General features: G+C 68.1%; 17 protein-coding genes. 9 read left to right on the top strand and 8 right to left on the bottom strand.

The window, feature by feature from the left end; genetic code table 11:
- Nucleotides 1-39: 39 nt before the first annotated feature.
- Nucleotides 40-3,240 carry a penicillin acylase family protein gene (locus IG04_RS0136795; protein ID WP_030481368.1) on the bottom strand — a complete coding sequence of 1,067 codons (3,201 nt, stop codon included), beginning with the start codon at nt 3,238-3,240 and terminating at the stop codon, nt 40-42.
- Nucleotides 3,241-3,691: 451 nt separating this feature from the next.
- On the opposite strand from IG04_RS0136795, the gene IG04_RS0136790 reads away from it, so the two are divergent.
- On the top strand, nt 3,692-4,339 hold the full coding sequence (locus tag IG04_RS0136790; RefSeq protein WP_030481367.1) for a response regulator: 648 nt from the start codon (nt 3,692-3,694) through the stop codon (nt 4,337-4,339).
- Nucleotides 4,340-4,370: 31 nt separating this feature from the next.
- Here the strand turns inward: IG04_RS0136790 and IG04_RS0136785 are convergent, their stop codons facing one another.
- Both IG04_RS0136785 and bluB read right to left on the bottom strand, forming a co-directional pair.
- Complete coding sequence (locus IG04_RS0136785) at nt 4,371-5,870, bottom strand: GGDEF domain-containing protein (RefSeq protein ID WP_036016649.1); 1,500 nt, start codon at nt 5,868-5,870, stop codon at nt 4,371-4,373.
- 44 nt (nt 5,871-5,914) lie between these two features.
- On the bottom strand, nt 5,915-6,547 hold the full coding sequence (gene bluB / locus IG04_RS0136780) for a 5,6-dimethylbenzimidazole synthase (protein WP_051771457.1): 633 nt from the start codon (nt 6,545-6,547) through the stop codon (nt 5,915-5,917).
- 84 nt (nt 6,548-6,631) lie between these two features.
- Here bluB and IG04_RS0136775 point away from each other — a divergent pair, with 84 nt between their 5' ends.
- Entirely contained in the window at nt 6,632-6,988 is a 357-nt protein-coding gene (locus tag IG04_RS0136775; RefSeq protein WP_144065687.1) for a hypothetical protein, read from the top strand.
- On the opposite strand, the gene rpsR is transcribed toward IG04_RS0136775, so the two are convergent.
- From rpsR to rpmB, 4 genes are read right to left on the bottom strand one after another with little or no spacing between them, the layout of a single operon-like run.
- On the bottom strand, nt 6,936-7,166 hold the full coding sequence (gene rpsR, locus IG04_RS0136770; RefSeq protein WP_030481363.1) for a 30S ribosomal protein S18: 231 nt from the start codon (nt 7,164-7,166) through the stop codon (nt 6,936-6,938). The two genes, IG04_RS0136775 and rpsR, sit on opposite strands and share 53 nt — an antisense overlap.
- A complete protein-coding gene (gene rpsN, locus IG04_RS0136765; protein ID WP_030481362.1) occupies nt 7,166-7,459 on the bottom strand; it encodes a 30S ribosomal protein S14 in 294 nt (97 codons plus the stop codon). The genes rpsR and rpsN overlap by 1 nt, the downstream gene beginning before the upstream one ends.
- A 4-nt stretch (nt 7,460-7,463) precedes the next feature.
- On the bottom strand, nt 7,464-7,631 hold the full coding sequence (gene rpmG / locus IG04_RS0136760; RefSeq protein WP_030481361.1) for a 50S ribosomal protein L33: 168 nt from the start codon (nt 7,629-7,631) through the stop codon (nt 7,464-7,466).
- Nucleotides 7,631-7,861: a 50S ribosomal protein L28 gene (gene rpmB / locus IG04_RS0136755; RefSeq protein WP_030481360.1), complete on the bottom strand. Its 231-nt coding sequence runs from the start codon at nt 7,859-7,861 to the stop codon at nt 7,631-7,633. The genes rpmG and rpmB overlap by 1 nt, the downstream gene beginning before the upstream one ends.
- A gap of 63 nt (nt 7,862-7,924) precedes the next feature.
- Between rpmB and IG04_RS0136750 the strand changes: the two genes are divergently transcribed.
- Genes IG04_RS0136750 through rpmF form a run of 3 tightly spaced genes read left to right on the top strand, consistent with a single transcriptional unit; the run spans nt 7,925 to nt 9,218 of the window.
- Nucleotides 7,925-8,809 carry a GTP-binding protein gene (locus tag IG04_RS0136750; RefSeq protein ID WP_084402148.1) on the top strand — a complete coding sequence of 295 codons (885 nt, stop codon included), beginning with the start codon at nt 7,925-7,927 and terminating at the stop codon, nt 8,807-8,809.
- Nucleotides 8,806-9,057: a type B 50S ribosomal protein L31 gene (locus IG04_RS0136745; protein ID WP_030481358.1), complete on the top strand. Its 252-nt coding sequence runs from the start codon at nt 8,806-8,808 to the stop codon at nt 9,055-9,057. The genes IG04_RS0136750 and IG04_RS0136745 overlap by 4 nt, the downstream gene beginning before the upstream one ends.
- Nucleotides 9,057-9,218: a 50S ribosomal protein L32 gene (gene rpmF, locus IG04_RS0136740; protein ID WP_030481357.1), complete on the top strand. Its 162-nt coding sequence runs from the start codon at nt 9,057-9,059 to the stop codon at nt 9,216-9,218. Before IG04_RS0136745 ends, rpmF begins: the two co-directional genes overlap by 1 nt.
- Here the strand turns inward: rpmF and IG04_RS0136735 are convergent.
- Nucleotides 9,215-9,862 (bottom strand): histidine phosphatase family protein, encoded by a 648-nt coding sequence (locus tag IG04_RS0136735; protein WP_030481356.1) that lies wholly within the window; start codon nt 9,860-9,862, stop codon nt 9,215-9,217. The two genes, rpmF and IG04_RS0136735, sit on opposite strands and share 4 nt — an antisense overlap.
- A gap of 74 nt (nt 9,863-9,936) precedes the next feature.
- On the opposite strand from IG04_RS0136735, the gene IG04_RS0136730 reads away from it, so the two are divergent.
- From IG04_RS0136730 to IG04_RS0136715, 4 genes are all read left to right on the top strand, one after another.
- Nucleotides 9,937-10,254, top strand: coding sequence for an EthD family reductase (locus IG04_RS0136730; protein WP_030481355.1), 318 nt, complete (start codon nt 9,937-9,939; stop codon nt 10,252-10,254).
- Nucleotides 10,251-11,072, top strand: a complete 822-nt coding sequence (locus IG04_RS0136725) for a 3-hydroxyacyl-CoA dehydrogenase family protein (protein WP_030481354.1) — start codon at nt 10,251-10,253, stop codon at nt 11,070-11,072. The genes IG04_RS0136730 and IG04_RS0136725 overlap by 4 nt, the downstream gene beginning before the upstream one ends.
- A gap of 10 nt (nt 11,073-11,082) precedes the next feature.
- Nucleotides 11,083-12,240: a GNAT family N-acetyltransferase gene (locus tag IG04_RS0136720; protein WP_030481353.1), complete on the top strand. Its 1,158-nt coding sequence runs from the start codon at nt 11,083-11,085 to the stop codon at nt 12,238-12,240.
- Nucleotides 12,241-12,330: 90 nt separating this feature from the next.
- A complete protein-coding gene (locus IG04_RS0136715; protein WP_245816700.1) occupies nt 12,331-13,314 on the top strand; it encodes a nucleotidyltransferase domain-containing protein in 984 nt (327 codons plus the stop codon).
- The last annotated feature ends 6 nt before the right edge of the window (nt 13,315-13,320 follow it).

Genomic DNA, 13,320 nt, shown 5'->3' with positions numbered 1-13,320 from the left:
CGACCCCTGGGGGTGGATCGGCGTCCTCATCTCGAAGGTCTACGAGACGTAGACCTCAAGCTCGTACAGGGAGTACCCATACTGATTGGCCCGTTGGGTACCCGTCAGTCGTAGGTATCTCGCGTCCTGTGGTGTGAACGCTACGACATCATCGCCGCCATCGCCAGCACTTGTGGAGAAAACGTTCCGCCACTTCGTGCCGTCATTGGAAATCTCGATGCGGTAACCCTTGCCGAACGCTGATTCCCATCGCAACACCGTGCGACCGATTCGTTGCACTGAGCCAAGGTCGACCTGAATCCATTGGTTGTCGTTCCAGTCGCTGGCCCAGCGGGACGTCGGATTGCCGTCCACCGCGTTCGACGGCGGGAGGTTGTTCCAGCCCGTTTCGTGTGACGACGCGGTGGTGGTGCGGCCGGCGGCCAGGTTGGTGATGGTCTGGCCCCGGCGGGACGGGAACTGCACGACCTGCTGGTACGTCGGGCGGTTCTGCCAGTGGATCTTGTCCTGGGTCACGCCGCCCATGGCGCGGTGGATGATCGTGTCCGCGCACCATTGGTCGCCTGCGGCGCAGTCCGCGTCGCCGGGGTAGACCGCGTTCGCGGGCTTGGCTACGGCTGCCTGCAAGGAACTCACGAGTGCCGTGCGGCAGCCGGAGAGAGTGCCGCCACCGCAGTAGGTCTGCGGGAACGCGCCCTGGACCGGGTCGCCGAGGACCTTGCGCAGGTCCTTGTCCACGTAGCCCCACCAGCCGTACTGGAACGACGAACCCTTGTGCGGCGCGGCGCCGTGCGCGTCGGACGGGGATTCGTCGACCTGCTGGGCGGCGACCAGGGCGTTGTAGAGCCCGTCACCCAGCGACGGTTTGAACTGCGACTCGACGAGCAGGGGCCACCAGGCATCCAGAATTCGGATGGCTTCGGCGTGGTTGTAGGCCTTGCTGCCCTTCGCGGTCTCCTTGCGCAACGAGCCGGAGCGCTGCCAGTCCTTCAGCTTCTGCACGACCGGAGCCAGGGAGGCGTCGACCGGAGCGGACTCCAGCACCCGCAGCAACTCGGGCAGCACCTGCTCGGCACGCAGGTCGGCCACTGCCGCCTCGGCCATCACGCGAGTCAGGGAAGCACGCGTGACCTTCTGGCCGGAAGCGATCAGGGCGCGCACGCGGACGTCGAGCAGGTCGCCGCGGTGCACAGCGCTGTGGCCGAAGGCGCCGAACGTGAAGTCCTTGGCCTGCTTGTTGTTCCAGGACACGTAGTAGTCCTGGTTGATCGAGTTCGGGTGCGCGGCGAACGGCATGTATTCAGAAACATTCTCGTCGCCGTTCCAGCCCACCCACTCGTACTCGGCCCGGCCCCACGTCGGCAGGTTCGGGTCCACAGTGGATCGGCGGACCGGGTTCAGGCCCGAGTTGAAGTACGCGGAGTCGCGGGAGTCCACGTAGAACCAGTTGAACGCGTAGCCGATCTTGTTGGCCGCGCGCTGGAAGTCGGTGGCCGAACGGATCGCCGAAGGATCATTCAGCTCCTGGAAGCCGATGATCGAGTCGACCTCGTGCATGTACGTCGAACGCAGCGTCGTGTACGCCACGACCTTGCCACCGACGGTCGCCCTGCTGGTCACCAGGCCGTACTTGGTCCGGTACATCACCAGCGTGTACGAACCGGCGGGCGTGCCGTCCGCGACCGTGGGCTTCCAGGCGTTCTTGCGCTCCAGTCGTTCCATCGGCAGGCAAGAACCGTGGAACAGGTAGTGCGAGGAGGCCTTCGTCGGAGCAGAACCGTCCGGGTTGCACAGCTCGACGGCGTAGGTGTCGACGATGTCCTGGCCAGACGAGGTGGCGCTCCACGAGTAGTCGACACCCCGGCCGAGCTGCACGTACATCGAGACGCCGGCGAACGAGACGCCGCGCGAACGGATGCCGGGCCCGTTGAGCTCCTGCAGCAGGAGCAACTGCGGCGCGAAGTAACCGGTCTGCGGCCCCCACACGGCGATCGGGTTCCCGCTGTCCGTGTGAGCACCCGACACCGCGAGAGCGTTCGACATGCCGTGCTTCTTGTTCAGCAGGTCGGCAGGCAGCACGCCATCGGAGAAGATCCCCCGAGCCTTCGCCACGTCCTCGGAAGCGGGAACGGCGACGGCAGCACCCGTGCCGCCCACCTCGTCGTAGACCATCCGCTCCGGCGTGACGTTGCCACCGTCCGGAAGCGCCACGCCCTGAGGCGAAGCGGGCGAGGCGGAGTACGGGAACGACTGTCCGTCGTGGAGGGTCAGCACGGCCTCGGGGTCGTTCTGCGCCCGGAACGCCTTCCACACCTGCTCGCCGGCGGTAGCGCCGTACTTGTTCTGCGCGGCCAGCTTCACCAGCGCCGACTGGACCTCACCGCCACCGCCGGCACCGAACAGGCCACCGACCACGGACGCGATCGCCACCATGTCGGTCGACTTGAACGGCTGGATGTCGTTCCAGTTCGTGATCGAGTCGGCGTGCCCAGTCAGCACGTACTCGCCGGGGAAGTTCCGTGCGGAGACAGACTGGGTGATGTACGCGTTGATGCCCGCGGTGTAGTCGTTGACGTCGGCCAACGCCTGCCGGCCGCGCTCACCACCGTTCGTCGTCGCGCTGTCGATCTGCTTCTGCAGGTCCGCCTCGGTGTACGGGATCTGGTTGAAGAAGCTCTGCTCCAGCACGCGGTTGCCGGGCGCGCCACCGGCGAAACCGGTCAGCTGACCGCGCCCGAGGTGGCGGAAGACGTCCATCAGCCACAGGCGGTCCTGCGCGGCCGCGAAACCGGCGCCGAACATCGTGCCGGACCGCGTGGTCCCGGTGATGTGCGGCATGCCGATCTTCTTGTCGCGCACGATCGTCACGTCGGACCGCGGCTTGATGGTGCTCTCGACCTGGTCGGACGGCACGCCGAACGACGCGTCGTTGAAGAAGTCCGTCAGCTGCGAGTTCGTCAGTCCGCCGTAGCCGTTGACCAGGGCGTCGTATTTACCGAGCTGGTCGGCCGAATGCGCGGGCCTGGTGCCGAACGCTTTGTGCGTGAGGATCTCGGCCAGCGTCGCGTTGCCGTTGTTGCCGGGCGGAAGGATGTCGTTGCACTGCCCGAGGCAGTAGTCGTCCGCGGCGAACGCGGCCGCGCGTGGGGGTTCCTCGGCGTTGGCCGACGGAAGGATCAGAAGGGAGGCGGTGACGGCGGCGGTCGCCAGCAGGGTCGTCACCGGATTGGCTCTCCGCATCGCGCGAAGCTCCTCTCCGTGCAGGGCAGGGCTGTTGTGATGCACGTTACTTTCCGGTAGGGCTATTGCGAAAGACCTTCGCGTTTTCCAATCGCAGACAAGAGACCTGTATCGATACCGAAACACATTGACAAGCCATATGGGCAGAAACGAGATCAAATGAGACATCTGAATCGGATTACCGAGGCTGTATCCGTGTTTTCTGGTACAGCATTCCACTCAGTGGGATTATGATGTTTCGTCACTCAGTGTTCCGATGGTCCCTCCTAACTCCTGCTGGCCTGCCTACGCAGCGAAGTCAGCACTCAATTCCGGTAACTGTGAACGCCGTCGGCGATCTCGAAAATCTGTAACCACATGATGAGATAACTGAGAATTAACGCGACCTTCGGCGTGCGTACGCCAAGATCGCGCACATGAGGGAGCACGGAACGCCAATGCGGGAGGCGTCGTGATCAAGGTTCTGCTGGCCGACGACGAGGACCTCGTCCGCTCCGGCCTTCGCATGATCCTGAGCAGCGTCGGAGACATCGAAGTTGTTGCTGAGGCCGATGACGGACATCTGGTAGCCGACCTGGCACGCCAGCATCGTCCGCACGTTGTTCTGCTCGACATCCGGATGCGCACCTCGGACGGACTCGTGGCCCTGCGAAGGCTGCGGACCCTGCCGGACCCACCGAGGGTCTGCATCCTGACCACGTTCGACGTCGACGAGTACGTTTCGGAAGCCCTGCGTCTCGGCGCGGCCGGCTTCCTTCTCAAGGACACCGAACCGGAACAGCTCGTCAAAGCCGTGCGTGATCTCGCGCGCGGAGGCGCTGTTCTCGACCCCGGTGTGGCGGCGAGAGTTCTCGCGGCCGTCGCCGACGGCGAACGAATGGCGGAGCCGGCACGAAGGCTCCTCCAGAGCCTGTCCGAACGCGAGCGCGAGGTGCTCGTGCTGATCGGCCAGGGCATGTCCAACGCGGAGATCGGCGGCACCCTGCACCTGTCGGAGGCGACGGTGAAGGGCTACGTCTCGTCCGTGCTCGGCAAGATCGGCGCGGTCAACCGCGTGCAGGCCGCACTGGTGGCCTACCGCGGCGGTCTGATCGCCTAGACGCCGAGAACCCCTCGTTCGCCGGGAACCCCTAGTTCCCGGACACGATCCCGGGCACCTCGTCCACCGAGGGCTCGACCTCGACCCTGTTGCGGCCGTGCCGCTTGGCGCGGTAGAGCGCCATGTCGGCGGCCGCGAACAGCTGGTCCAGTTTGGCCGGTCCCGCCGCCACGCCGATGCTGACCGTCGGGCGGCGGACCGCGCCGAGCACCATCGTCCAGTCGTGCCCGTCGACGGCCGCACGGATCCGCTCCGCCACGTTCGGGCCGACGTCCATGTTCGGCCCGGTGTCCCCGAGCAGCACCACGAACTCGTCACCGGCCCAGCGCGCCACCAGGTCGTCCGACCGGCACTCGCGCCGCAGCAACGCCGCGATCTCGCGCAACGCCGCGTCGCCCGTCGCGTGCCCGGCGTCGTCGTTGACGTTCTTGAACCAGTCCACGTCGACCAGCACCAGCCACGGCACCCGTCCACGCGCCGCCGTCGACTCCAGCAACGCGGCGGCCGCGCGTTCCAGCCCGAGCCGGTTCGCCAGGCCCGTCAACGGATCGCGCGCCGCGGCCTCCTGCGCCGCCACCGCGAGCCGTTGTGCCTGAACGGCCACCCGGCGCTGCTCCAGGGCCTGGCCCAGGCCTTCCTGCAACGTCTCCCTGGCGGTGCGGGACGCGGCCATCGACCGGCGCAACGCCTCGGCCTCGCCCACGGCGTCACCCAGCGAGTGGCAGATGTCCGCCAGTTCGGTCGAGAACCGCAGCAGCAGTGATGTGTCGTTGATGCGTTCGGCGCTGGTCACAGCACGGGACGCGAGTGTGCGCGCCTCGTCGAAATCACCCTTTTCGCGGCGCACGACGGCGAGAACCCAGTTGCCGACCGAGATGCCCCAGAGATCGTCGGCGTCCAGGGCCAGCCGCAGCGTCTCCTCGCCCATCTCCTCGGCCTTGTCCAGCTGACCGACGCCGGCCAGGGACCGTCCGCACGCGCCCAGGAGCGCGCGCCGGTGCACCTCGTCCTTGACGATGCCGAGGCCCTCGTCGAGGTACGCCAGCGCCTCCTCGAAGATCGCCGGCGCTGCCGCGGGAGGTCCGGAACAGGCGCGGAAGTTGAGTGAACCGCCGAGGCGCTGCAGGCAGTGGGCCAGCACGTCGGTGTTGCCCGCACGACGCGCCACCTGCACCGACAGCCGCAGCATGTCCAGGGCCGCGCGCCGGTTGCCGATGCCCTCCATCAGATAGCCGAGGGAGCCCATCGTGTGGGCCACGGCGGGGCTGTCCGAACGGTCGGCGTCGAGGTCGGTCCACCCCTCGGCGGCCAGTTCCAGAGCGAGGGGGATGCGGCCGAGGCGCCAGGCCATCACCGCCCGGTTGACCAGCACCGCCGATCGAACCCAGCGGTCGGCGCCGGGGGACACCTTGGTGACCACCTCGTCGAAAAGACTGTTCGCCTCCGGCAAGCGGCCAGCGTTGAGCAACGCGCGGACCTCTCGGTCCAGCCGCGGAATCTGGCCCGCTACCAGCGGATCGCGTTGCTCCACTCGTTCATCGACTCCGTTCCGACTGGCCGAGCGGCCCGCACAGGCTACCGGGTCGGTCGCGCCCCATACCGATCGTGGTGCAGGACGTCATCGAGGGGTAGTCGGTTGCGCCAACCGTGACGTTCCAGATCGGGAGTTTCGGGCAGTGATCGAACCGGACCGACGCACAGCCACGCAACCGGACGGACCCTTGTGGGGATGTCCAGCAGACGGCGCAGCACATCTTCCCGGTAGAAGCTCACCCAGCCCACACCGAGTCCCTCTTCCGTCGCGGCCAGCCACAGGTTCTGGATGGCGAGGCACACGGAGTACAGACCGGCGTCGGCGATCGCGTGCCTGCCGAGTACCGCCGGCGAGCCCCGGTCCGGGTCGTAGGTGACCACGATGCCGAGGGTCGACTCCATGACTCCCTCGACCTTGATGCGGGCGAAGGTCTCCGCCCGTTCCTGGTCCAGCTGAGCTGCGAAGACGCTGCGTTCGGCCTGGACGTGGTCCCGGAAGGCGCGCCGGGTCGACTCGTCGCGCACGAGCACGAAGTCCCACGGCTGGGACAGCCCGACGCTGGGGGCGGCGTGTGCGGCGGTCAGCACCCGGCGCAGCACGTCGGCGGGGATCTCCTCACCGGAGAACTCGGCGCGGGTGTCCCTGCGGCGGTGGACCACGTCGTACAGGTTCATTCGTGCGATGGTGCCTCACTCGAAAGCACCAACTTCACGCTGGAGAGGTGGCGCTGATCTCACCTGAGGCGATACACCGATCGGATGCGAAGAATGAAAGGCGGTTACGGCTCGGCGCTCGGATTCGGCGGCGGAGTAGGCGTGGCCACGTTCACCGGCGCCTGGCCGCTGCTCGCCCTGTTCCTGCTCGCCGCCGTCGTGGTGGTCGTCTCGCTGCGGACCACGATCGTCGGCGCCGGCCTGGCCGCGCTGCAGTGCTGGGGCCTCTACGCGACCTTCCTGGTGGGTGTTCGAGGCGATCTGACGGTCGACGAACACACGACCTGGGTGCTCGCGTTGCTGGTGCAGCTCGCCGCGCTGGCCTTCCTGGCCAGCGCGGCGGTGCGGGTCATCGCGCTTGTGACGGGTACGGCAACAAGGCCATCTCCCGTGCGTTCCTGATCGCCGTGGCGACCTGACGCTGCTGCTGCGGCGTCAGGCCGGTCACCCGGCGGGACCGGATCTTGCCCCGGTCCGAGAGGAACTTGCGCAGCAGCGTGACGTCCTTCCAGTCGACGACGGTCACGCCCTCCTTCGCGAGCAGGTTCTGCCTGCGCTTGAGCGGCTTCTTCTCGCGCATCACCAGCTCGCCTTCGAGACGCCGGGCAGCTCACCGCGGTGGGCCATCTCCCGCAGCCGGACGCGGGACAGGCCGAACTTCCGGTTGTAGGCGCGCGGCCGCCCGTCCACGACGTCGCGGTTGCGCAACCGGGTCGGCGACGCGTCCCGCGGCAGCTTCTGCAGGCCCTGCAACGCTTCCGCGCGCGTCTCCGGGTGCCGCAGCATCTCCTTGAGCTCTGCCCGTCGTTCCGCGTAGCGCGCCACGACCTCGCGCCTGCGCAGGTCCGCCGCGATCTTCGACTTCTTCGCCACGTCCTCAGCGCTCCTCTTTGAACTCGACGTGCCTGCGCGCCACCGGGTCGTACTTGCGCAGCACCATCCGGTCCGGGTCGTTGCGGCGGTTCTTGCGGGTCACGTAGGTGTAGCCGGTTCCGGCGGTCGACCTCATCTTGATGATCGGCCGGACATCGGTGCTCTTGGCCATCAGACCTTCACCCCCTGCGTGCGGAGCTGGGCCACGGCGGCCTCGATGCCCATCTTGTCGACGGTCTTGATGCCCTTCACGGACAGCGTCAGCGTCACGAACCTGTTCAGCGACGGCACGAAGTACCGCTTGCGCTGGACGTTCGGGTTCCACCGGCGCCGCGTCTTGCGTTGTGAGTGCGAGACGCGGTTGCCGAAGCCCGGCTCACGGCCGGTCAGCTGGCAGCGCACGAGTACCTCCAGAAAGATGGACTCAGATTGAAACGACTTTCGTTTTCATCTACGGTACCTCACATGGAAACCGTTGTCGTTATGGTGGCGGGGCTGGTCGACCACGACGTCGCCGTGCGGGTGTGGCGCGACCGGCCCGGTTCGGTGCTCGTGCGTCACGTAGCTGCGGAAACGTGCGTGCGGCGCTGGGTCGACGGCGTTGCGACTGACATCGACCTGCTGCACGGCTGTGCGTCCTGCACCGTGCGGGAGGACCTGCGTGAGCTGCTCGCCGCCCTGAAGGGCCACACGGTCGTGCTGCACCTGGACCCGCTGCTGGAGCCGGACGCGGTGCGCCGCAAGCTCGGCGTCGACGTCGAGTGCGTGATCACCGTGCTCGACGCGGCGACCTGGCTGGACGATGCCCTGGGCGACGCCTCGATGGTCAGTGACCAACGCACGGTGGCTCAGGTCGTCGTCGCGCAGGCCGAGGCCGCGGATGTGCTGGTGCTGCAGGGAGACGCGGACGAACGCACGCTCGCCGTGCTCGACCGGCTCGCTCCCGGCGCACACCGCTGCACGCCCGAGACGGTGGTCGTGCGCAAGAGCACCCGGCCACGGCTGATGCCTCTGACGCCCGAATGTGGTGTCTCGACAGCGGTTTTCACGGCAGACCGGCCGTTTCACCCGGCACGTCTGAACGACGCGCTCGACTCGTTGCTGGACGGAACGGTCGTGCGCTCGCGCGGCCGGCTCTGGGTGGCGGACGAGCCGGACGTCGCGCTGCACCTGGAATCCGCGGGCTGCGGCCTGCACGTCGGCGAGGGCGGGCCGCTCGGAGGCCGGACCACCCAGATCGTGGCGATCACCCTGGGCGAACCGGACTCCATCACCGCGGCGTTCACCGAAGCGCTGCTCACCGACGACGAACTGTCCTTCGTGGACTCGATCCGAAAGCTGGCGATATGAAGCCCGGAATCCACCCCGACTACCACCCGGTGGTCTTTCAGGACGCGTCCACCGGCAAGACGTTCCTGACTCGCTCGACCGCGAAGTCGTCCAGGACGATCGAGTGGGAGGACGGCAACTCCTACCCGTTGCTCGTCGTCGACATCACCGCCGACTCGCACCCGTTCTGGACGGGCACGCAACGGCTCGTGGACACCGCCGGCCGGGTCGAGAAGTTCAACCGCCGCTATGGAAAGCGAGAGCGCTGATGGCCGTTCCCAAGCGCAAGACGTCCAGGTCCAACACCCGCCACCGCCGTTCGCAGTGGAAGGCCACCGCACCGGATCTGGTGCGCGTGCGGACGTTGGACGGCAAGGAGCTTCTCGTGCCGCGCCGGCTTGTCGCGGCCTACAAGCGCGGGCTTATCTAGACGGGGTGCTGGACCGTTCCGTCCGGTGAGTCGCGCCACTGGTCGAAAGGGCGGTCCAGCCTCCACCCCGTGCCGTTGTGGTCGAGCACGCGGTTCTCGCATGTGTCCGGATTGGACAGTGACTCGAACAGGTCGATGCTCCAGTCGAAGAGCCTGCGGCACAGCAGCCTGATCGTCAGGCCGTGCGACACGACCAGCACCGTCTTGGGATGCGACTCGTCCTGGTGCAGCCGCACTTCCAGGCCGTCGAGGAACGCCGCCACCCGGTCGTCCACGTCCGCGCCGGACTCGCCGTTGGGCAGCCGGAAGAAGAAGTGGCCGAACGCGTGCCGCTGGTGCTTGAGCACCTCCTGCTGCACCGGGTCCTGGAGGTTGCCCCAGTCCTGCTCGCGCACCCTCGGCTCGGTGACGATCCGTTCCGCCTCGATGCCGAGCAGGTCGAACGTGTGCCTCGTCCTCGTGTACGGGGAGACGTAGGCCGCGACCGGGCTGTCGCCGATCAGGGCCTTGATCGTCGGTCCGGCGGCGCGCGCCTCATCCTCGCCGGTCCCGGTGAGCGGCAGGGCGTGGTCGGGGATGCGGCAGTAGGCGAGCTCGTCGACGTTGCCGAGGCTCTGTCCGTGGCGCAGCAGGATGATCCGCACCTCACCATCGTGCCTCAGCCCCGCGGGTGCTCCGGGCGTTACAGTGCTCGGCGAGTCGAGGAGGATGGTGTCACATGATCAAGTACATCGCGCTGTACAGGAAGCCGGCCGACCCCGAGGGCTTCGACCAGAAGTACTTCGAGTCGCACCTGCCGATCGTGAACTCGGTTCCCGGCCTGGTCCGCGCCGAGGTCGCCAAGGTGCAACAGGTGTTCCTGGCGGGCTTCCTCGGTGAGAACGAGCCGCACCTGATCGCGGAGATGTACTTCGAGTCCGAGGCGTCGTTCAAGGCCGTCCTGCAGTCGCCGGAGTGGGCCACCTCGGGCGCCAACCTCGCCGAGATCGGTGGCATGGAGCTCGTCGCCATGTTCAGCGCCGAGGTGGTTTCGTGAAGGCCGTCGTCATCGGTGGCGGCACGATGGGCGCGGGCATCGCGCACCTCCTGCTGGCGAACGAGCACCAGGTCTGGCTCGTCGAGGCCGATGCCGAACGGGCGAACGCCGGGTTCCTCGGTGTGAAGGCTTCGCTGCACCGGGCCGAGGCCAAGGGCAAGCTCAAGGACCGCGACGCCGACGAACTGCTGGCGAACCTGACCGTGGCCGAGCCGCCCGCGGACGCCGAGCTGGTCATCGAGGCCGTGCCGGAGAACGTGCCGCTGAAGCAGAAGGTCCTGGGGTTCGCGGCCGAGAAGTGCCCGGACGCGATCCTCGCCTCCAACACGTCGTCGCTGTCGATCTCCGAGATCGCCGCCGGCCTGCCCGGCGAACGCGTGCTGGGCATGCACTTCTTCAACCCCGTCCCGGTGCAGCAGCTCGTCGAGCTCGTCCACCACGAGGGCGTCGACCCCGCGAACGTGGCCAAGGCGCGGACCTGGGCCGAGGAGATGGGCAAGACCGTCATCGAGGTGCGCGACTCGCCGGGGTTCGCGACCTCACGGCTGGGCGTCGCCGTCGGCATGGAAGCGATTCGCATGCTGGAGGAGGGCGTCGCCTCCGCCGCGGACATCGACACCGGCATGAAGCTCGGCTACCGCTGGCCGATGGGCCCGCTGGAGCTCACCGACCTGGTCGGACTCGACGTGCGGCTGGCGATCGCCGAGCACCTCGCGGCCGAGCTCGGGCCGCGGTTCGATCCGCCGCAACTGCTGCGGGACAAGGTTGCCCAGGGTGAGCTGGGGAAGAAGACGGGCCAGGGCTTCTTTTCCTGGTAGATAGTTGTTCGTGCACATCCGCGAGTTCACCGAGGACGACCGCGACGCCGTGTTCCGGCTGCGCAAGGTCGCGTTCAACGGCACCAAGCCGTCGGGACCGCTGCTGAGGCCCGGTACGCACGGACTTCTCGCCGAGATCGACGGCCGGGTCGCGGGTGTGCTCGGCATCGGCTCGTACGCGCAGTTCTACGGCGGCGCCGCGGTCCCCATGGGCGGGATCGGCGGTGTCGCCGTCGACGGTGCCTATCGTGGCCGGGGGATCGCGAACGCGCTGCTCGACGCCGCGCTGGCCACGATGAGGGAGCACGGCCAGCCGCTCTCGGCGCTCTACGCGACCGTGCCGACCCTGTACCGGCGCCGCGGCTGGGAACGCGCCGGGGTCTTCGAGTGGGTCGAGCTGCCGATGGACAGGCTGCTCACCGTTCCGAAGCCCGCCGAGCTGATTCCCTCGCGCCCGGCGGAGGAGAGCGACCTCCCCGCCCTGCACGCGTGCTATCTGGAGGTGGCGCGGACGATCGACGGCATGGCCGACCGCAGGCCGCCGCGTATCGACGTCGACAAGGTCCTGGAGATGGACCTGGTGAGCGTGCTGCCCGGCCCGAACGGCCTGCGCGGCTACCTGACGGCCCAGCGCGAGCCCGGCGGCGACATGGGCCGGCTCAAGGTCGACGACCTCATCGGCGTCGACGTCGAGGCCCAGCTCAACCTCCTCGCCTCGCTGGCGTCGTGGGCGGGCACGCTGGAAGCGATCGACCTGCGGATCACCGACCCGGCGACGATCGGCTTCCTGGGCAGCACGCCGATGCGCCACTCGGTGTGGACCTCGACCTGGATGCAGCGCGTCGTCGACCTGCCCGCCGCCGTGGCCGCCCGGGGCTGGCCGCGCCTCGCGAACGCCGCGGTGGACCTGGAGATCATCGACGACCACGCCCCATGGCACGCGGGTCTCCAGCGTGTTGTCGTGGAGGACGGCTCGGTGCGCGTCGAACCCGGCGGCACCGGCGCGGTGCGGTTGCACGCGCGGGCGCTCGGTCCGTGGTTCTCCGGCGCGCAGAACACGCATGCGTTGCGGCGCGGGGGTTTGCTGGAGGGCGACCCGGCCGACGCGGTGGTGCTCGACCAGCTCACCGGCTCGTCCGGCACGCCCCGGCTCGCGGACTTCTTCTGAGGTCGCGAGAGGACGGTCCGCTGGGCCGTTCGCCGGAGGTGGCGTGTGACTGAATTCGTCCGGACGACCTCGTCAAGTAAGAATGAACGCGTGGCGGGGGACCAGGACGAGGTCAGGCATGCCTACGGCGACAACATGGGTTGGCGCCTGAAGGGCTACGCGAAGCACCGCAGCGGGCCACCGGTCAGCGTGCGGGAGATCTCGCGAGCCCAGTTCCTGACGATCAGGCCGTTCTTCGACGCCGAGGACAACCCGTGGCTGGTGGACCTCCACGAGGTGCTCCCCGCGATCCGGCCGTGCATCGAGCACGTGCTCGGCCCGCTGAACCCCGACGAGGACTACTACGTCACCGGCCACCCGCTGGACTGGGACAAGGACCCGGTGCAGGTCGCGCGAGACCTGCTCGACGTCAAGTACCCGCTCGCGAGGGCGGCGTTCCTCGGCGGCAGCGTGGCGGCGGGCAACTACACGGCGAATTCCGACCTGGACATGGTCGTGATCGTCGACGACCTGCCCGGCGCGTTCCGCGAGACCCTGCGGTACCGCGGCTGGCCGGTCGAGCTGTTCTGTCACACGATCGAGTCGTTCCAGGACTTCGTGGCACGTGACACCGAGGGCCGGCGGCCTCCGTTGCTGCACATGTGCGCCGAGGGGTTCCTCATGCTCGACGCCGACGGCACTGGTCAGCGCATGCGGTCCGAGGCACGCGTCCTGCTCGATGCGGGCCCTCCTCCTGCGACGGTCACTGAGCTGGAAGACCGTCGCTACGGCACCACGGACCTGCTCGAGGACCTGATCGGCGCACGGGACGAGGACGAGCGTCTGTTCGTCGCGGCCAGACTGCTGAGCTGCGCGGGAGAGCTCGCCCTGGTCATGCAGAACCGGTGGCTCGGGCACGGCAAGTGGCTGCTGCGCCGGCTGCTCGACGCCAAAGAGGATGAGCTCGTGGACGCCTACCGGGCGTTGGTGCGGGGCGAGGGCGCCGAGCGGTTCATCGCCGTCGTGGAGGCCGTCCTGGTGTCCGCGGGTGGGCGGCTGGACGCCGGTTACCGCCGCGCGGCGCCTCCTCGATAAGCGGCA

The organism is Lentzea albidocapillata, from assembly GCF_000719115.1.
Lineage (GTDB): Bacteria > Actinomycetota > Actinomycetes > Mycobacteriales > Pseudonocardiaceae > Lentzea > Lentzea albidocapillata.
The sequence above is the reverse complement of the archived record's forward strand: the minus strand, read 5'-3'. Positions and strand labels throughout refer to the sequence as shown.

Excerpts from the sequence above, each read along its gene's own strand:
- IG04_RS0136795 (WP_030481368.1), bottom strand. The coding sequence starts at position 3,240 with ATGCGGAGAGCCAATCCGGTGACGACCCTGCTGGCGACCGCCGCCGTC.
- bluB (WP_051771457.1), bottom strand. The coding sequence starts at position 6,547 with ATGAACCTGTACGACGTGGTCCACCGCCGCAGGGACACCCGCGCCGAG.
- IG04_RS0136775 (WP_144065687.1), top strand. The coding sequence starts at position 6,632 with ATGCGAAGAATGAAAGGCGGTTACGGCTCGGCGCTCGGATTCGGCGGC.
- rpsR (WP_030481363.1), bottom strand. The coding sequence starts at position 7,166 with ATGCGCGAGAAGAAGCCGCTCAAGCGCAGGCAGAACCTGCTCGCGAAG.
- rpmG (WP_030481361.1), bottom strand. The coding sequence starts at position 7,631 with ATGGCCAAGAGCACCGATGTCCGGCCGATCATCAAGATGAGGTCGACC.
- IG04_RS0136750 (WP_084402148.1), top strand. The coding sequence starts at position 7,925 with ATGGAAACCGTTGTCGTTATGGTGGCGGGGCTGGTCGACCACGACGTC.
- IG04_RS0136745 (WP_030481358.1), top strand. The coding sequence starts at position 8,806 with ATGAAGCCCGGAATCCACCCCGACTACCACCCGGTGGTCTTTCAGGAC.
- rpmF (WP_030481357.1), top strand. The coding sequence starts at position 9,057 with ATGGCCGTTCCCAAGCGCAAGACGTCCAGGTCCAACACCCGCCACCGC.
- IG04_RS0136730 (WP_030481355.1), top strand. The coding sequence starts at position 9,937 with ATGATCAAGTACATCGCGCTGTACAGGAAGCCGGCCGACCCCGAGGGC.